Source organism: Aminobacter sp. BE322 (assembly GCF_050433525.1).
GTDB lineage: Bacteria > Pseudomonadota > Alphaproteobacteria > Rhizobiales > Rhizobiaceae > Aminobacter.
This window is the reverse complement of the sequence record NZ_JBNPXB010000001.1, coordinates 824,116-840,544: the sequence shown is the minus strand read 5'-3', so window position 1 is coordinate 840,544 and position 16,429 is coordinate 824,116. Positions and strand designations below refer to the sequence as shown.

At 67.8% G+C, this 16,429-nt stretch carries 17 protein-coding genes; 14 read left to right on the top strand and 3 right to left on the bottom strand.

Annotation, left to right across the window (positions count from 1 at the left end):
- The first annotated feature begins 16 nt into the window (after window positions 1–16).
- Together J2X50_RS03825 and J2X50_RS03820 are read left to right on the top strand one after the other, a co-directional pair.
- The gene (locus tag J2X50_RS03825) at window positions 17–241 is read left to right on the top strand and encodes a hypothetical protein (protein ID WP_429091662.1); all 225 of its coding nucleotides are present in this window, start codon (window positions 17–19) and stop codon (window positions 239–241) included.
- On the top strand, window positions 241–663 hold the full coding sequence (locus J2X50_RS03820; RefSeq protein ID WP_429091660.1) for a DUF1801 domain-containing protein: 423 nt from the start codon (window positions 241–243) through the stop codon (window positions 661–663). The genes J2X50_RS03825 and J2X50_RS03820 overlap by 1 nt, the downstream gene beginning before the upstream one ends.
- A gap of 34 nt (window positions 664–697) precedes the next feature.
- Here J2X50_RS03820 and J2X50_RS03815 read toward each other — a convergent pair whose 3' ends face one another.
- Complete coding sequence (locus tag J2X50_RS03815) at window positions 698–1,624, bottom strand: ketopantoate reductase family protein (protein WP_429091658.1); 927 nt, start codon at window positions 1,622–1,624, stop codon at window positions 698–700.
- Between the two features lie 187 nt (window positions 1,625–1,811).
- On the opposite strand from J2X50_RS03815, the gene J2X50_RS03810 reads away from it, so the two are divergent.
- The gene (locus J2X50_RS03810; RefSeq protein WP_429091655.1) at window positions 1,812–2,360 is read left to right on the top strand and encodes a helix-turn-helix domain-containing protein; all 549 of its coding nucleotides are present in this window, start codon (window positions 1,812–1,814) and stop codon (window positions 2,358–2,360) included.
- A gap of 37 nt (window positions 2,361–2,397) precedes the next feature.
- Here J2X50_RS03810 and J2X50_RS03805 read toward each other — a convergent pair whose 3' ends face one another.
- Window positions 2,398–5,004: a DNA translocase FtsK gene (locus J2X50_RS03805; protein WP_429091652.1), complete on the bottom strand. Its 2,607-nt coding sequence runs from the start codon at window positions 5,002–5,004 to the stop codon at window positions 2,398–2,400.
- 179 nt (window positions 5,005–5,183) lie between these two features.
- The gene (locus J2X50_RS03800) at window positions 5,184–6,026 is read right to left on the bottom strand and encodes a MurR/RpiR family transcriptional regulator (RefSeq protein WP_429091850.1); all 843 of its coding nucleotides are present in this window, start codon (window positions 6,024–6,026) and stop codon (window positions 5,184–5,186) included.
- 263 nt (window positions 6,027–6,289) lie between these two features.
- On the opposite strand from J2X50_RS03800, the gene J2X50_RS03795 reads away from it, so the two are divergent.
- From J2X50_RS03795 to J2X50_RS03745, 11 genes are all read left to right on the top strand, one after another.
- Window positions 6,290–7,738 carry an MFS transporter gene (locus J2X50_RS03795; protein WP_429091649.1) on the top strand — a complete coding sequence of 483 codons (1,449 nt, stop codon included), beginning with the start codon at window positions 6,290–6,292 and terminating at the stop codon, window positions 7,736–7,738.
- Between the two features lie 3 nt (window positions 7,739–7,741).
- Entirely contained in the window at window positions 7,742–8,416 is a 675-nt protein-coding gene (locus J2X50_RS03790) for an aspartate/glutamate racemase family protein (RefSeq protein WP_429091646.1), read from the top strand.
- A 276-nt stretch (window positions 8,417–8,692) separates the two neighbouring features.
- Window positions 8,693–8,950 carry a hypothetical protein gene (locus J2X50_RS03785; RefSeq protein WP_429091644.1) on the top strand — a complete coding sequence of 86 codons (258 nt, stop codon included), beginning with the start codon at window positions 8,693–8,695 and terminating at the stop codon, window positions 8,948–8,950.
- A 368-nt stretch (window positions 8,951–9,318) separates the two neighbouring features.
- Window positions 9,319–9,612, top strand: a complete 294-nt coding sequence (locus J2X50_RS03780) for a GYD domain-containing protein (RefSeq protein ID WP_429091641.1) — start codon at window positions 9,319–9,321, stop codon at window positions 9,610–9,612.
- 166 nt (window positions 9,613–9,778) lie between these two features.
- Entirely contained in the window at window positions 9,779–10,444 is a 666-nt protein-coding gene (locus J2X50_RS03775) for a class I SAM-dependent methyltransferase (protein ID WP_429091638.1), read from the top strand.
- A gap of 121 nt (window positions 10,445–10,565) precedes the next feature.
- A complete protein-coding gene (locus J2X50_RS03770; protein WP_429091636.1) occupies window positions 10,566–11,951 on the top strand; it encodes an NfeD family protein in 1,386 nt (461 codons plus the stop codon).
- Window positions 11,948–12,724 carry a slipin family protein gene (locus J2X50_RS03765; RefSeq protein WP_429091633.1) on the top strand — a complete coding sequence of 259 codons (777 nt, stop codon included), beginning with the start codon at window positions 11,948–11,950 and terminating at the stop codon, window positions 12,722–12,724. Before J2X50_RS03770 ends, J2X50_RS03765 begins: the two co-directional genes overlap by 4 nt.
- 82 nt (window positions 12,725–12,806) lie before the next feature.
- On the top strand, window positions 12,807–13,451 hold the full coding sequence (locus J2X50_RS03760) for a DUF1326 domain-containing protein (RefSeq protein ID WP_429091630.1): 645 nt from the start codon (window positions 12,807–12,809) through the stop codon (window positions 13,449–13,451).
- Window positions 13,452–13,460: 9 nt separating this feature from the next.
- Window positions 13,461–14,330 carry a DUF2182 domain-containing protein gene (locus J2X50_RS03755; RefSeq protein ID WP_429091628.1) on the top strand — a complete coding sequence of 290 codons (870 nt, stop codon included), beginning with the start codon at window positions 13,461–13,463 and terminating at the stop codon, window positions 14,328–14,330.
- A 243-nt stretch (window positions 14,331–14,573) separates the two neighbouring features.
- Window positions 14,574–15,185, top strand: coding sequence for a TetR family transcriptional regulator (locus tag J2X50_RS03750; protein WP_429091625.1), 612 nt, complete (start codon window positions 14,574–14,576; stop codon window positions 15,183–15,185).
- 49 nt (window positions 15,186–15,234) lie between these two features.
- Window positions 15,235–16,380, top strand: coding sequence for an efflux RND transporter periplasmic adaptor subunit (locus tag J2X50_RS03745; RefSeq protein ID WP_429091623.1), 1,146 nt, complete (start codon window positions 15,235–15,237; stop codon window positions 16,378–16,380).
- Window positions 16,381–16,429 lie beyond the last annotated feature (49 nt).

The following is a 16,429-nucleotide window of genomic DNA, read 5'->3' as shown; positions in this document are numbered from 1 at the left end:
AACCGGGAGCATCGACATGAACCCATTGATCAGGACCATCCATCGCTGGACGTCGCTCGTCTTCTGCCTGATCGTCGCATCGATCTTCGCCGGCATGGCCGTCACCCAGCTGCCCGAATGGTTCTACTACCTGCCGCTGCCGCCGCTGGCCGTGCTGATCCCGACCGGCATCCATATGTTCTTCCTGCCCTATCCGAGCGGCCAGCCGAAGGGTGTGCCGGCCGCGAAGGGCAATGCCTGATGGCGGGGAGGGATCCTGGCGCTCCAAAACTCCTGTCCGGCGGCAACCCGCAGATCGCCAAGGGCTACGGCGACGCCGTCGTGCAGGCCTATATCGAGGCCATGCCCGGCTGGAAGTCCGGCGTCGGCCACCGCCTCGACGCGCTGATCTCGGAGGCGGTCCCGGGCGTGGCCAAGGCGGTGAAGTGGAACTCGCCCTTCTACGGCGTGGAACAGGGGAGCTGGTTCCTCGGCTTCCACTGCATGACCAGATACGTCAAGGTCGCGTTCTTCAAGGGCGCGCACCTCTCGCCGCTGCCGCCCGGCGCGTCGAAGCAGGCCGAGGTGCGCTATCTCGACATCCATGAGGACCGCCCGTTCGACGAGCGGCAGTTCTCCGACTGGGTGAGACAGGCAAGCGCCCTGCCGGGCGAGAGGACGTGAAGGGCCGGTCGACGGCGCGCAAAGCGCGGTGACATCACTGCGTTGCCGCGCTCAGGCGCTGCGCCTCGTAAGCTTGCATGTTCGCCAGGCTGACCCGCAGCAGCGGGGCGGATACGCCCGCGGACTGCGCCCGCATCAGCATGTCGCCGATGATGTGTTCATGTTCGGTCGGGCCATTGCGCGCCATGTCGCGGAACATCGAGGCGGTTCCTCGAGAGCCTCGTTCTGTCAAAGAGGAGACCATCTGCGCCATCGCCGCCGGGCGCGGCGCGCAGCCGTTGGCCGCGGCGGTTCCGGTGCATTCCGCGAGCATCTCGCGCGTGAGGGCCTCGCCTTCCGCGGCCGCCAGAACGGCGCCAACGGGAGCGCGCATCAATGTCGTCATGCCGGCATAGGTGGCGAGGAAGCTGAACTTTTCCCACATCTCCTGCACGATGGCGTCGCTCAACGAGGGCTCGAAGCCGCCGCGCTCGACGACCTTGTGGAGTGCCGAGGCGGCTTCGATCTGCTCGGGCATGCGCGTGCCGAAGATGAAGCGCTGCAGCGTATTGAGGTGCTGGATTTCTCCGGCTGCATTCGTCGTCACGCCGATGTGGCACAGCCCGCCCAAGACGCGCTCTCGGCCGAAGCGTGCGTCCAGAACGTCAAGCTGACGTATGCCGTTGAGGAGCGGCAGGATCAGCGTCGAAGGCCCGACAGCCGGCACTATGGCCTCCACGGCGCCATCCAGATCATAGGCCTTGCAGGCCAGCAGCACCGCGTCGAATGGCGAGCTCGCCTCCGTCAGCGTTTCGACAGGGATGCGGAGCTCTCCGAGCGGACTGTCGATGACAAGGCCCTGCCGCGCCAGCAGCCCGGCGCGCGCCGGCCTGACCAGAAATCGAACGTTGACACCGCCGGCAGCCAGCTTTCCGCCGAAATAGCCACCGATGCCGCCTGCCCCCAGCACGAGTATCCGCATGGCGCGTCTCCATTGTCATTGGGTCTCATCTACTATAGTAGAGCTGCCGTTCGCGCAATGCGTCGGCTTGTTGACGCGGAAAGCGGCCGATAGGATCGCGGGCAAGCAGACTGCGGCAGGGTGTTTGACAGGTTTGGCGAGACAAGATGAACCGTCTGGTGCGACAGGCCATTCGCCTGACGGTGAGATGTATCTGGCGGGCAATCTCCGCCGGATGCGCCTGGATGCCCGGCTGACGTCGGACCAGCTCGCCGAGCTGTCCGGCGTCAGCCGGGCGATGATCTCGAAGATCGAGCGTGGCGTGTCCGTGCCAACCGCGACCGTGCTTGGCAAGCTTGCGGCCGCCCTGCGGGTCAGCCTCTCGCAAATGCTCGGCGCGCCTCGTCCACGCGAACCGAAGCTGGTGAGGCGGTGCGAACAATCCGTCTTCCGCGACCCCGAAACCGGGTTCGAGCGTCGCTCGCTGTCGCCGCTATTCGTGGATGGAGCCGTCGACCTCGCTTTCAACATGCTGCCCGCCGGGCAATCTGCGTCCTTTCCCGCGCATCATGCCGGCGTGGAGGAGTATCTTGTCGTCCAGGACGGCACGCTGACGGTGTTGATCGACGGCGCGCGGCTTACGGTGGCAAGCGGCGACACGTTGTTCTTTGCATCGGACTGCGTCCATGAGTTTCGCAACGAAACCGACCGGCCCTTGAGTTTCTTCATCGTGATCGACGATCGCTCAAGACGCTAGGCTAGGCCGCGTTGGCAGTGGCGCTCCGTTGGCGGCGTCAGTCGTTGTCGTCGCGGCCGGCCGACTGGTCGCGCTTGCCGAGCAGGATCTCGCGCTTGCCGACATGATTGGGCGTGCCCACGATGCCTTCCTTTTCCATGCGCTCGACCAGCGAGGCGGCACGGTTGTAGCCGATGCCGAGGCGGCGCTGGATGTAGGAGGTGGAGCATTTCTTGTCGCGCAGCACGACCTTGACGGCCTCGTCGTAGATGTTGTCGCCGTCCTCGGCCGCCACCGACCCCTTGTCGAAGACAGGGCTGTCGTCGGCCTCGGGCGCCTCGTCGTCCTCGTCGGCGGTGACGGTCTCGAGATATTCGGGCCGCCCTTGCGCCTTGAGATGGGTGACGACGTGCTCGACCTCGGCATCCGAGACGAACGGGCCGTGGACGCGGGCGATGCGGCCGCCGCCGGCCATGTGCAGCATGTCGCCCTGGCCGAGCAGCTGCTCGGCGCCCTGTTCGCCCAAGATGGTGCGGCTGTCGATCTTGGAGGTGACCTGGAAGGAGATGCGGGTGGGGAAGTTGGCCTTGATGGTGCCGGTGATGACGTCGACCGAGGGGCGCTGGGTCGCCATGATGAGGTGGATACCGGCGGCGCGCGCCATCTGGGCGAGGCGCTGGATGGCGCCTTCGATCTCCTTGCCGGCGACCATCATCAGGTCGGCCATCTCGTCGACGATGACGACGATGTAGGGCATCGGCGCGAGGTCGATCTCCTGGTCCTCGAACAGCGGCTCGCCGGTGCCCTTCTCGAAGCCGGTCTGCACCTGCATGACGACGGTTTCGCCGTTGTCGCGGGCGGCGGCGGCGCGCTGGTTGTAGCCGTCGATGTTGCGGACGCCGAGGCGCGCCATCTTGCGGTAGCGGTCCTCCATCTCGCGCACCGCCCATTTCAGCGCGGTGACCGCCTTCTTGGGATCGGTGACGACGGGGGTGAGGAGGTGCGGGATGCCGTCGTAGATCGACAGCTCCAGCATCTTGGGGTCGACCATGATGAGGCGGCATTCCTCCGGCTTCAGCCGGTAGAGCAGCGAGAGGATCATGGTGTTGATGGCGACCGACTTGCCCGAGCCGGTGGTGCCGGCGACGAGCAGGTGAGGCATCTTGGCGAGTTCGGCGATGACCGGCTCGCCGCCGATGGTCTTGCCGAGGCAGAGCGCCAGCTTGCACGAGGTGTTGCGGAAGCCGTCGGACTCGATCAGTTCGCGGAAATAGACGGTCTCGCGCGTCTCGTTGGGCAGCTCGATGCCGATGACGTTGCGGCCGGGGATGACGGCGACGCGCGCCGAGATCGCCGACATGGAGCGGGCGATGTCGTCGGCGAGGCCGATGACGCGGGAGGACTTGACGCCCGGCGCCGGCTCGAACTCGTAGAGGGTGACGACGGGGCCGGGGCGGACATGGATGATCTCGCCCTTGACGCCAAAGTCCTCGAGCACGCTTTCGAGCAGGTCGGCGTTCTGCTCGAGCCGCTCCTGGGACATGTAGAAGCCCTGGCCCTCCGGCGGCAGCTGCAGCAATTCCTCCGAGGGCAGTTCGTAGGCTTCGCCGGAGCTGAAAGCCGCGAGCTTGCCGGCGATCGGCAGCGACGGCGCCTGGCGCTGCGCCGGCATGGTGATCTCGACGCTCCGGGCGGCGGGAACGGCGTCGTTGGCGGCGACGAGCGGTGCCGGCGCCCTGGCCTCGGCGGGCGTCGCCTCGACAGGCTCGGCCGCGACGGCCGGGGCTGTGACCACCGGCTCGGGGGCAGGGGCAGCCGGGGCTGGCGCGACCGTCGCTGGCGCAATGGCGGGCGTGGCGACCGGGGCAGGGCTTGCGGCCTGTGCGCCTTGCGCCGGCGACGGCCGTTCGATGACGCGGTAGAGCGCGGTGATCTCGGGGCCCGCAACCGGGCGCGGCTCGGGACGGCGGGCCGCCGGCGGCGTCGCCGGGGCGGGAGCGGCAGCCGCAGGAATGCGCCGCGCCTCGGCCGGCCGGACCTCGACGACATAGGGGGCGCCGAATTCGAAATAGGCGTGATCGGACAGATAGGACCAGCGCGTGTCGGTCACCGCGGGCCTGGCCGCGACGGGGGCCGGCTGGCGTGCGGCGGCTGCGGCGCGGGCCGCGGCCATGGCATGGGCGGTCGGCGCGGGCCGCGGTGCGGTGGCGAGCACCTGGGCGCTTTCGACGACGCGGTCGAGCGACGGACGGGCTGGCGAAGCGTTCGGGATCGGAGCGGCGGCTGCCGGGGGCGCCACCGGCGAATCGGGCAGGGCGGGCGCTTCGGCCGGCTGGGCAGCTTCCTCGACGGCGTGCTCGGCATCCTCGGGGCGGATTTTCTTGACCTCGCGGTCGGGCGTTCGGGTGAAGCGCACATTGGGCGCGAGGAAGAAATAGTCCTGCCAGCCCGGACGGGCGAACTCGCCCTCGCTGCCGCCGAAATTCGGGAAGACGTCGCCTTCCCTGGGCCTCATGTAGCTGTGTTCGTTGCCGCGCAGGCTGACGATGCGGCCGGCGAAATCGACCGCGTGGGCCTGGTCGCGCGCGGCCTCGCGGCGGTGCTGCTCGCCCTCCCCAGCTTCCGTGCCCGATAGATTTGCCCTGGGAAAACGCATGGATGCCATACTCAAGACTCGCCGGTTTGAACGCCCCCCGAGCAATAGGAACCGATGGTTAACAGTTCCTTCCGAAAACGCCGCTGGACGAGCCGAACAGACCCGTTTTGGTACAGCCGGCCGGGCACTCCCAAGCATTCCCAAGGGGTTGCCGGGCGAACAATTTTCTCGAGCCGGCCGGCCGGCTGCTAGAGCTCCTCGAGGGCGTCGCCGAAGGCCTCGATGCCCCTGAGCCGGGTGCGGCCCGCGGCCCCGGCACGCTCGATGGCGCGGGTGGCGAGCAGGTGGCAGATCGCCATCACCGCGACATGGTTGAACAGGGGGCCGGGGGCGAGGGTGTGGCAGCGGAAATGCCAGGCGGCGGACTGGCGGTGGGGCACGCCCTCGTCGGTGATGTAGAGGAGCTGCGCGCCGCTCTTTTCGATCGCCGCGAGAATCATGTCCATGCGGGCGATGCGCCGGCGCATGCCGAAGACGACGGCGACGTCGCCCCTGGCGACGCTGACGAGGTGCTCGCCGAGCGTCTGGCCGCCGCCGGGGATGGCGACGATGTTCTCGACCACCTGGGTCATCTGCCACTGCAGGTAATCGGCGAAGGGATGGCTCGAGCGGAAGCCGAGCACCCAGACCTTGCGGGTCGCCAGCATGGCGTCGACGACGGCGTCGATCTGGGCGTCGGTGATGTTGGCGAAGGTGCCCTCGATGTTGGCGATGCCCTGGGCGACGTGGGCGCCGAGCGACTGGGCGGCGGCGGCGTCGGTGGAGGTCGTCAGGAACAGGCGCGAGCCGGTCTGCTTCTCCTCGCGAGCATGGCGGCGCGCCTCCTCGTAGTTATCGTAGCCGAGGCGCTTGACGAAGCGCGACACGGTGGCGTTGGAGACATGGGCGAGGGCAGCGAGCTCCGAGGCCGAATAGCTGGCGAGCTCGCCGGGGAAGTCGCAGACGAAGTCGCCCAGCCGGCGCTCGGCAGGATGGAGGTCGTCCAGGGCTTCCCTGACGCGGAAGAGGAATGACCGTTCCTTGGATGCCATCATGCTGCTTTCGATTCCTTCGCTGCCGCGCAGATTTGCGCGTCTCGGGGCCGCTTCGCAAGTGCGTGCCGGGCGGGACGGCGAGGCGGATCGTTCCAAGCGGGCGCCCATTCGCCCAAGAATCACAAGAACATAGACTCCCGCTCCGAATTCCGGGGATGCCGGACGCGCGGACCCAAGTTCAGGCTATAAAACCTTATTTTCATATGATAGTTTTATGAAAATCAGTTTTCACGTCTGGTTCAGCCAAGGGAGGAGAAACCATGGCAGCGGAAGGTATGGTGCAATCCGGCAAGTCATCGCCGGTCATAAGACAATTGGAAACGTCGCTGAGCCGGATCGGCGTCACCGGCGCGCACAAGCAGATCATCGCGCTGGTGCTCATCGGCGTCCTGTTCGACGCCTTCGAGCAGAACACGATCGGCGTTTCGGGGCCGATGCTGAAGGCAAGCTGGGGGCTGACCGGCGCGGACATCGGCCTGCTCAACACGATCACCTTCGGCAGCGCGGCGATCGGCCGCCTGCTGTCGGGCATCCTCGGCGACCGCTACGGCCGCAGGGTGATGCTCACCTTCAACCTCCTGCTCTTCACCATCGGCTCGCTGGCCTGCGCGCTGGCGCCGAACTTCGCGGCACTCGCCATCGCGCGCGGCATCGTCGGCTTCGGCATCGGCGGCGAGATATCGACCGCGGTGACCATGCTGTCCGAGTTCTGCTCGCCGAAGTTCCGCGGCACCGCCGCGGGCCTCGTCAATGTCGGCGCCGGCGGTTTCGGCAATTTCCTGGCTCCTGCCTTCGGCCTGCTGATCTTCACCATCTTCCCGGGCGATAACGGCTGGCGCTGGCTGTTCGCCGCACTTGCGGTGCCGGCGCTGCTGGTGGTGTTCTACCGCCGCTTCGTGCCGGAGACGCCGCGCTTCCTCGCCTCGCAGGGCAGGATAGCGGAAGCCAACAAGGTGCTGTCGATCCTGGAATCGGGCACGCTGCGGCCGAAGAACCTCGTGGTGCGCGAATATCTCAAGGACGACACCGCGCAGGAAACCCCCACCAAAGGCGCCTGGAAGGAGCTGTTCCGCGCGCCCTTCATCGGCCGCACCATTCCCGTCGCCATCGCCATCCTGATGAGCTACGGCGCCCAGCTTTCGGTGCTCACCCTGATGCCGATCATCTTCGTGTCGATGGGCTACACGCTGCAGGGCAGCCTGCTCTACTCGATGATCATCCAGAGCGGCAGCGTGCTCGGCGCCATCGCCGCCTCGATGTTCGGCTACTACTTCCCGCGCAAGCGGGTGCTGACGGTGGGTGCCGTGTTCGCCTGCCTGGCGGCCATCTCGATCGCCTATCTTGGCACCAACATCTACCTGGTGCTGATGTTCGGCGCGATCTTCCAGTTCTTCGTGCTGCTGCTCAACACCTCGATCTGGATCTATGCGCCGGAACTGTTCCCGACCCGCATCCGCGCCTTCGGCGTCGCCTTCATCCTGGCGACGGGCTCGGCGGCCGGCTCGTTCGTGCCCACCATCTCGGGCGCGCTGTTCGACGCCTACGGCATGATCGGCGTGTTCGGCCTGGCGGCGGCGATGTACGCGGTCTTCGCCGTCTGCATCCAGATGGGGCCGGAGACCTACGGAATGTCCATGGAAGACCTGACGCAGCCGGCAGAGGTGGAAACGCCCGAGCCGTCGGTGCGGCGGGCTGAAGCAAGAGCGTAAATGATGAATGAGACGTCCCACATCCTGCTGATCAACCCCAACAGCTCGCATGCAACGAGCGACATGATGCATGCGATCGCTCGCAAGGCGGCGACAGGACGGATGGCCGTGGCAATCGCCACGGCCACCCGCAACCCGCCGATGATCGTCAACGGCCAGCAGCTCGAAGCCTCGGCCGAGCAGGTGATCGAGATCGGCTGCGAGCACGACGACGCGTGCATGGGCATCGTGGTCAGCGCCTTCGGCGATCCGGGGCTGGCCGCGCTCCGGCAGCGCGTCGGCGTGCCGGTGGTGGGCATCTGCGAGGCCTCGATGATCGAGGCCTCGCGCGGCGGCCGCAGGTTCGGCGTGGCAACCTCCACGCCCGACCTGACAGACGCCATCGCCGGGCGCGCCCGCGACCTGGGTCTCGGGCATCTCTACACCGGCATCCGCTGCACGCCGGGCGACCCGATCGCGGTGGCCGGCGACGAAAAGCTGCTCAGGCAGTCGCTGGGCGAGGCGGTGCGCGAATGCATCGAGCTCGACGGGGCCGAGGCGGTGATCATCGGCGGCGGCCCGCTGGGACAGGCGGCGGAGCAGCTGCAGCCGCTGTTCGAAACGCCCGTCATCGCGCCGATCCCCTGCGCGATCGAGCGGCTCATCGGCATGCTGCCGCAGCGCGCCGAAGTGGCCTGACGAAAGCCGGAGCCCGGTTTTCGAAGCGCGTCGTGGAGACATCCGCGGCGCGCTTTTTTGCATGGGGGCTCGGATCGTGCCGCAGGTCGAATGGACGGCCGCGACGGCTGCCGGCTGCATGCAGGGCGCCATTCTTCCGATGCAAGGGCCATTCCAGCCAGACCGTCGTCACAAATCGTGATCCCGGGCCAGGGACGCATTGGGGGACCGGCGACGTTGGCAGACCGGGTAACTCTGGTGGCAACCCGTCCAGGACACAACCAGAGGAGTAGCACGATGAGACGTTTGTTGATTGCCTGTGCCGCCCTGCTTGCGCTGGGAGGCGTCGCCAAGGCCGACGACCATCTGTTCAATGCGTTGCAGCACGGCCTCAGCCCCGACGGCCAGCCATTCCAGCCAAACCCGGCAGGCCACAGCGGCGATACCGCGGCGGGCCAGGGCAGCCCCTTTACCGGCGCCGACATGCAGACCCCGGCCACGGACAACGAAACGGCGGCCGACCACGCCAACGTGAAGGCGCGGGAAGCGAAATAGCGGCAAACGCTGCCCCGCCGGCGGCGGCCGGCGGGGCCAGTTCCGGACGGTTGCGAGAATGCCTGCCGCCTTCATTCCGCTGCGGACGAGCCGGGGACCGGAAGCGGCGCATGGCCATGGCGGGCGAAATGCGCCTGCAACGTCTTCTCCGACGCCGGCAATGGCTTCAAGGGCACGATCGGCTTCACTGCGGGATTGTAGGCCTTGGACCGGTGCTCGCCTGGGTGGCGCTAGACCCTATGCCCTAGGACGCAAGAGCTACGTCTTTGCGTGCATCAATCGGAGCCCGCGCGTGATAGTCTGCGCGCGGGAGAAACGGCGGCAACGCCAGATGCGCCCGCACGCCTCCGCAATCCAGGGAGGTCGAAATGGCATATTACGTTTACCTGGTGAACTTTACCGACCAAGGGGTGCGTACCGTTAAGGACACGACCAAGCGGGCCGACGCTTTCAGGGCCCTGGCCGAGAAGCTCGGCGGCAAGGTGCATACGCTGCTGTGGACCCTCGGCAAGCATGACGTGGTGACCGTCGTCGAAGCGCCCGACGATGCCGTCGCGACGGCGCTCAGCCTGTCGATATCGGAACGCGGCAACGTCAAGACCCAGACGCTGAGGGCCTTCGATGCCGCCGAGATGGGCAAGATCCTGGCCAAGATGGCCTGAGCCATCTCGCGGGCGGAAGCCGGGTTTTCCCAGGCTTCCGCCGTGTCATTTGCCGCAACGACGATCCTTCCGGCGCGACTTGGACGCCGGATGCGCGCAAGCGGGCGCTTGCGCCCGGCGCCCGTTCGGACGATGGTCCGGCATCCCAGGCGCATGCGGCATCGACTTGAACCATCACAACCCCAAGCACCGGCCCGATCCGGCAGCCTTCATCGCGGCGAACATGCGGATCGCCGCGGTTCCGGCGCTGCCCGGCCTCCGGCTCTACGCGGCGCATCCGGGTAGCGGGCTGCGGCGGCTGGCGGCCGGGCGGGGAGACGACGCCCCGCCGCCCTACTGGGCCTATCAATGGGCCGGCGGGCTGGCGCTTGCACGGCATTTCCACGCGCGGCCCGAAACGGTCGCGGGGCGCCGGGTGCTCGACCTCGGCGCCGGGTCCGGGCTCGTCGGCATCGCCGCGATGAGGGCAGGGGCGCGCAGCGTCATCGCCGCCGAGATCGATCCCAACGCGGTCGCCGCGATCGGCCTCAACGCGGCGCTGAACGGCATCGAACTCACGGTGCTGGCCGACGACATGCTCGGCGGGCCGCCGCCCGCCGTGGACCTCGTCGCGGCCGGAGACGTGTTCTACGACGCCGGCCTCGCGGACCGGGTGACCGGCTTCCTCGACCGCTGCCTGGCCGCGGGCATCGAGGTGCTGGTCGGCGACCCCGGCCGGCCCTGCCTGCCGCAGGCGCGGCTGAAGCCGGTCGCGGAATACGACGTGGCCGACGTCGGCCTGGCCAGCGGGACGGCAACCGTGCCGGGCGTAGTCCATGCTTTCGTCGCCTGACGACGTGGCTTGAACTGGAACTGAGGGCAGCCGCGGCGGGCCGCCCGGCCTGCAACCTTGGATTTTGAGATCGCCGCGCCCATATCTTCGGTATGGAGCTTTGAGCGTGGAACGCGCGCGTATGGCCCTTTTCGCCGCGGCGCTTGGCGTCGCCGCGATCCTGGGCCTCTCTCCCCCGAAAGCGGAGGAGGGCGGCCAGCCCCGGCTCGTGTTGACCGTCGAGATCGACGGCGCCATCGGACCCGCCAGCGCCAGGCTGCTCGATGAGGGACTGGCCGAGGCGAAGGAGCGCAAGGCCGAAGCCGTCATTCTGCAGATGAACACGCCGGGCGGGCTTGTCACCTCGATGCGCGAGATGATCGCCGACATTCTGGCGTCGCCGGTGCCGGTGATCGGCTATGTCGCGCCGTCGGGCGGGCATGCGGCGAGCGCAGGCACCTACATCCTCTATGCGACCCACGTGGCGGCGATGGCGCCGGGCACCAATATCGGGGCGGCGACGCCGGTCGAGCTCGGCGGACTGACGCCGTCGCTGCCCGGCGAGGACGGCAAGGACGCTGGCAAGGACCAGAAGGGGCAGCCCGCGCCGGCTTCGGGCGACGCCATGACGGCCAAGATCACCAACGATGCGGTGGCGCTGATCCGCAGCCTGGCGGAGCTGCGCGGCCGCAACGCCGAGTGGGCCGAGAAGGCGGTGCGCGAGGCGGCGAGCCTGTCGGCGAACGCGGCGCTCGAGCAGCGCGTCATCGAGTTCGTCGCCCGCGATACCGCCGAACTGCTGCAGATGAGCAACGGCAGGATCGTCGAGGCGGGCGGGACGAAGCGGCCGCTGGCGACCAGGGACGCCGCCGTCGAGAAAGTCGAGCCGGGCTGGCTGATCGAGCTCTTGTCGGTCATCACCGATCCCAACGTGGCGGTGATCCTGATGCTGATCGGCATCTACGGCCTGGTCTTCGAGTTCTCGACCCCCGGAGCGGTGGCGCCGGGCGTGATCGGCACGATCAGCCTGCTGCTCGGGCTCTATGCGCTCAACCTCCTGCCCATCAACTATGCCGGGCTGGGGCTGATGCTGCTCGGCCTCATCTTCCTGGTGATCGAGGCCTTCAACCCCACCGTGGTGCTGGGCCTCGGCGGGGTGACCGCGTTCCTGCTGGGCGCGGCGATGCTGCTCAAGGTCGATAGCCCCGGCTTCGAGCTGTCCTGGGTGGTGACGGGCACGGCCGCGGCCCTGTCGCTGGGCCTGGCGCTTTTGACCGGGAGCTACCTCTGGACGGCTCGCAGGCGACCGTCGCGCGTCGGCGCCCAGGCGATGCGCGGGCTGCCGGCCGAAATCCTCGACTGGTCCGGCGGCGAAGGCCATGTGCTCGCGCAGGGCGAGCGCTGGCGGGCGCGCGCCGCAGACAGCTTCGCACCGGGCGACACGGTCGAGGTCAAGGGCGTGAAGGACCTCGTGCTGCAGGTCGAGCGGCGCAAGCTGCGCCAGCCAAGCGACGGAGAACGGCCATGATCATCGGTTATGTGAGCTACCTTGCACTCGCGCTCATCATCGTCACCTTCCTTTCCGCCGCGATCCGCATCCTCAGGGAGTACGAGCGCGGCGTCATCTTCACGCTCGGCCGCTTCACCGGCGTCAAGGGCCCCGGACTCATCATCCTGATCCCCTTCGTCCAGCAGATGGTGCGGGTCGACCTGCGCGTCGTGGTGCAGGACGTGCCGCCGCAGGACGTGATCTCGCGCGACAACGTCTCGGTGAAGGTCAACGCGGTGCTTTATTTCCGCATCGTCGACGCCGAGCGGGCGATCATCCGCGTCGAGGATTTCATGGCGGCGACCAGCCAGCTGGCGCAGACCACGCTGCGCTCGGTGCTGGGCAAGCACGAGCTCGACGAGATGCTGGCCGAACGCGACCGGCTCAACGCCGACATCCAGGAGATCCTCGACCAGCAGACCGATGCCTGGGGCATCAAGGTGACCAATGTCGAGATCAAGCATGTCGACCTCAACGAGAGCATGGTGCGCGCCATCGCCAAGCAGGCCGAGGCCGAGCGGCTGCGGCGGGCCAAGGTGATCAACGCCGAGGGCGAGCAGCAGGCGGCCGAAAAGCTGGTCGAGGCGGGCCGGATGCTGGCGCAGGAGCCGCAGGCGATGCAGCTGCGCTATTTCGCGGCGCTGCACGACGTGGCCGGCGAGCGCTCGTCGACGGTGGTGTTCCCGGTGCCGATGGACCTGCTGGGGCATCTGAATTCGCGGCCGGCGGCGGAGGCACCTAAGCCGAAATGAGAGCCGTTCCGCCGCTGTCGCTGCTGGAGCAGGGAGGCGACTTGCAGTAGAATTCCAAGGCAATATTCACGGAGGTGGTGTCATGAATACCGTCCCTGAATGGCATCTCGTCGGCGACTGGTTCGACATCTGCAGTTGCGACATCCCCTGTCCATGCGAATTCGCCCAGGCACCCACCAACAATGCCTGCCAGGGCATGCTCGCCTGGCACATCCGCGAGGGGCATTTCGGCGATGTCATGCTCGACGGCCTGAGCCTGGTGGCGCTCGGCGCGTTCGAGGGCAACCTGTGGGCCGGCGAGGGCAAGGCGCGCATGGGCCTGTTCATCGACGAGCGGGCGGACGAACGCCAGCGCGAGGCGATCCAGGCGATCTTCGGCGGTCAGGCCGGCGGCTGGCCGGCGGCCTTCGCTTCGAATATCGGCGAGATGCGCGGCGTCGAGTTCGTGCCGATCACGTTCGAGGTCGCCGACGACCTCGCCTACTGGCATGCCGAGGTGCCGGGCCGCGTCATCGGGCGGGCCGAGGCCCTTTCGGGGCCGACCACGCCGCCGGGCATGCGGGTGCAGACCCTGAACCCGCCCGGATCCGAGGTCGGCCCCGGCCAGGTCGCGACCTGGGGCCATTCGACCAAGGTCAGGACCGACGGCTTCGGCTTCGACTGGACGGGCGAGAACCGCTCCAGCAAGCACATTCCGTTCGACTGGACGGGACCAGGTGCGGCATAGGCAATGGCCATGCCGTCGCAGACGGGCTGGCTCGACCGGCTGAGGCAGCTCAAGCGGCGCGGCCGGGCGCCGCTCGGCCTGCTGCTGTCGCTGCTCCTGCTGACCGTCGCGGCATGGTGGCTGACCCTCTACCATGCCGCCAGCATGGACATGTCGATGGGGCTCGCCGTCCGCGGCGGCACCAACGGCATGGCCTCCGGCGGCATGGCCGGCATGGCGATGTCGGGCATCGCCGCCAGCGGCTGGTCCTTTCCGGGCGCTGCTGTGTTCGTCGCGCTGTGGACGGTGATGATGGCGGCGATGATGCTGCCGGCGGCGGCGCCGATGATCTTCATGTTCGCCCAGGCGCAGGCACGGCGTGACCCGTCCGTCTCGGTGCCGACCTGGATCTTCGTGGCCGGCTACATCCTGGTCTGGGCGGCGGCCGGGCTCGGCGTCTACGTGGCGGTGCAGCTCGGCAGCGACGTCGCCACTGCACTTGCCCCCGACGCCAGGGCAAGATGGGCGCCGCTGGCGCTGGGGGCGACGATCGCGGCGGCCGGGCTCTACCAGTTCATGCCGGCGAAGCGGGTGTGCCTCAACCATTGCCGCTCGCCGCTGGCCTTCGTGGCGCTGCACTGGCGCGACGGCAGGCTGGGCGCGCTGCGCATGGGGCTCAGGCACGGCGGCTATTGCTTCGGCTGCTGCTGGGCGCTGTTTGCCGTGCTGGTGGCGGCGGGCACGACGAGCCTCGCCTGGATGCTGCTGCTGACCCTGGTGGTCTTCGCCGAGAAGCTGTTTGCGCACGGGCCGCGCATCGCCTCGGCGGTCGGCGCCGTGCTGATCGGGCTGGGCGTCGCCATCGGCAGCGGCGCGACCGCGATGCCGTGGGTTTCGTAAAGCCGGGGCTCGGGCGTCGGCCGATAGCGCCCATCGTCATGGTTGGCCTCACAGATGCGGCTACAACCATGTGTTCAAGAATATCGTCTATTTCGGGTTCGGCAGGCGGCCGCCCGGTCGATCATCCCGTGGCCGACCTGCGAGACGCCCAAGGGTCGCGCGGATTCGCGCTTGACCGGAAGCCGGTAAAGGATTACGACTGACGAAATTAGAAATTCGTCAGTCGTTAGTTGGACGCCTGGAATGAACGAAGTCGCCGAAAATACCGTGGATCTGGCGCGTCAGGAGACCGTGACGCGCATCCTCGATTCAGCCGAGCGGCTGTTCCGCCACTATGGCTACGCCAAGACCAACGTGGCCGACATCGCCCGCGACCTCGGCATGTCGCCGGCCAACATCTACCGATTCTTCGCCTCGAAGGTGGAGATCCACCAGGCGATCTGCGGCCGCATGCTCGGCGCGGTCTACCAGATGGCGTGCAACGTCCTGCGCGGGCCAGGCAGTGCCGAGGAGCGGCTGCGCCTTTACGTACACCAGCAGCACCAGCTGACGGTCGACACCATGCTCGACCAGCAGAAGGTGCACGAGATGGTGATCGTCGCCATGGAGCGCGACTGGCACGTCATCGAAAAACATGTCGACCGCATCCACGATCTCATGGCGGAAGTCATCGCCGAGGGGATCGCCGCGGGCGAATTCGTCGAACAGGACCCGGCCGTGGCGGCGCGATGTTTCGGCGCCGCGACGGTGACGCTGTGCCATCCGCAGATGGTGGCGCAGTGCCTTGCCAAGGAAAATCGGGCGTCCGCGGCGGAACTCGTCGAGTTCCTGATCGCGGCGCTCAAGAGGAACTAGAAGCGGCCCGCGGGCCATCCACAATCGGACATCATCGGGAGTGCGAACGATGCTTTCGTTCAAAAGCTTCAATACCAATTTGCGTCCTCTCTTCAGTCTCGCGCTCGTTTCGCTGATCGGCGCCGGGCTCGCGGCCTGCTCGGAGGCGAAGACCGAGACGGTCGAGGCGATCCGCCCGGTCAAGGTCGTCGAGATCGCCAAGACCGACACGACCCGCGAACTCAACTATTCCGGCGCGGTGAAGGCCCGTACCGAGATGAACCTCGGCTTCCGCGTCGGCGGCAAGATCACCGAGCGCGTCGCCAATATCGGCGACCGGGTGAAGCCGGGCGACCTGCTCGCCCGCATCGACCCGACCGACTACCAGCTTGCCGTCGCGAGCGCCGAGGCGAACCTTGCCGCAGCCGAGAAGCAGGTCGAGACGGCCAAGCTCGCCGACCAGCGCGCCGAGCAGCTCTTTGCCCGCAAGTTCGCCTCCGAGGCGCAGCGCGAGCAGGCTGCGCTCGCCTACAAGCAGGCGGCCTCGCAGCGCGACGCGGCACTTTCGTCGCTCCGGCAGGCGAAGAACCAGGTCGGCTATGCCGAGCTGCGCTCCGACCAGAGCGGCATCGTCACCGCGATCAACGCCGACACCGGCCAGGTGGTCGGCGCCGGCACGCCGGTGGTGACGGTCGCCGTCGACGGCGAGAAGGAAGTGCAGATCGCCGTGCCCGAGCTCGACATCGGCAAGTTCTCGCCCGGCAAGGCGGTCACGGTCAGCTTCTGGTCGGACGACAAGCTCGTCCTCGACGGCAAGGTGCGCGAGGTGGCCGGCAGCGCCGACCCGCAGTCGCGGACGTTCCCGGTGCGCGTCAGCCTGCCCGACGACGCCCGCGTGCTGCTCGGCATGACGGCGACGATAGCGGCGACGGTCGACAGCGGCGAGACCTTCGTGTCGATCCCGCTCAGCGCGCTCGCCAAGCAGGAGGGCAAGGAGATCGTCTGGGTCGTCGACGCGGCCAACGAGACGGTGCGCGCGCGGCCCATCAAGGTCGCCAACTTCGTCGACGACGGCGTCCAGGTGGCCGACGGCCTGAAGCCGGGCGACCTGGTGGTGGCCGCGGGAACGCAGTTCATGGCCGAGAACCTGAAGGTGAAGGTGCCGGCCGCCGAGCAGCGCGCGGCATCGAACGAAACGAACCACGCGGTTCGCTGAGACCGGAAATTTCGCGGAGCGGCGCGCCGACAGGCGTGCCGCAACCCTT

Bases quoted from the DNA above. Each gene is read 5' to 3' on its own strand.
- J2X50_RS03800 (WP_429091850.1), bottom strand. From the start codon at position 6,026: ATGGCATCCAAGGAACGGTCATTCCTCTTCCGCGTCAGGGAAGCCCTG.
- J2X50_RS03815 (WP_429091658.1), bottom strand. From the start codon at position 1,624: ATGCGGATACTCGTGCTGGGGGCAGGCGGCATCGGTGGCTATTTCGGC.
- J2X50_RS03750 (WP_429091625.1), top strand. From the start codon at position 14,574: ATGAACGAAGTCGCCGAAAATACCGTGGATCTGGCGCGTCAGGAGACC.
- J2X50_RS03790 (WP_429091646.1), top strand. From the start codon at position 7,742: ATGAATGAGACGTCCCACATCCTGCTGATCAACCCCAACAGCTCGCAT.
- J2X50_RS03810 (WP_429091655.1), top strand. From the start codon at position 1,812: ATGTATCTGGCGGGCAATCTCCGCCGGATGCGCCTGGATGCCCGGCTG.
- J2X50_RS03785 (WP_429091644.1), top strand. From the start codon at position 8,693: ATGAGACGTTTGTTGATTGCCTGTGCCGCCCTGCTTGCGCTGGGAGGC.
- J2X50_RS03780 (WP_429091641.1), top strand. From the start codon at position 9,319: ATGGCATATTACGTTTACCTGGTGAACTTTACCGACCAAGGGGTGCGT.
- J2X50_RS03805 (WP_429091652.1), bottom strand. From the start codon at position 5,004: ATGGCATCCATGCGTTTTCCCAGGGCAAATCTATCGGGCACGGAAGCT.
- J2X50_RS03825 (WP_429091662.1), top strand. From the start codon at position 17: ATGAACCCATTGATCAGGACCATCCATCGCTGGACGTCGCTCGTCTTC.
- J2X50_RS03795 (WP_429091649.1), top strand. From the start codon at position 6,290: ATGGCAGCGGAAGGTATGGTGCAATCCGGCAAGTCATCGCCGGTCATA.
- J2X50_RS03755 (WP_429091628.1), top strand. From the start codon at position 13,461: ATGCCGTCGCAGACGGGCTGGCTCGACCGGCTGAGGCAGCTCAAGCGG.
- J2X50_RS03770 (WP_429091636.1), top strand. From the start codon at position 10,566: ATGGCCCTTTTCGCCGCGGCGCTTGGCGTCGCCGCGATCCTGGGCCTC.
- J2X50_RS03765 (WP_429091633.1), top strand. From the start codon at position 11,948: ATGATCATCGGTTATGTGAGCTACCTTGCACTCGCGCTCATCATCGTC.
- J2X50_RS03745 (WP_429091623.1), top strand. From the start codon at position 15,235: ATGCTTTCGTTCAAAAGCTTCAATACCAATTTGCGTCCTCTCTTCAGT.
- J2X50_RS03820 (WP_429091660.1), top strand. From the start codon at position 241: ATGGCGGGGAGGGATCCTGGCGCTCCAAAACTCCTGTCCGGCGGCAAC.
- J2X50_RS03760 (WP_429091630.1), top strand. From the start codon at position 12,807: ATGAATACCGTCCCTGAATGGCATCTCGTCGGCGACTGGTTCGACATC.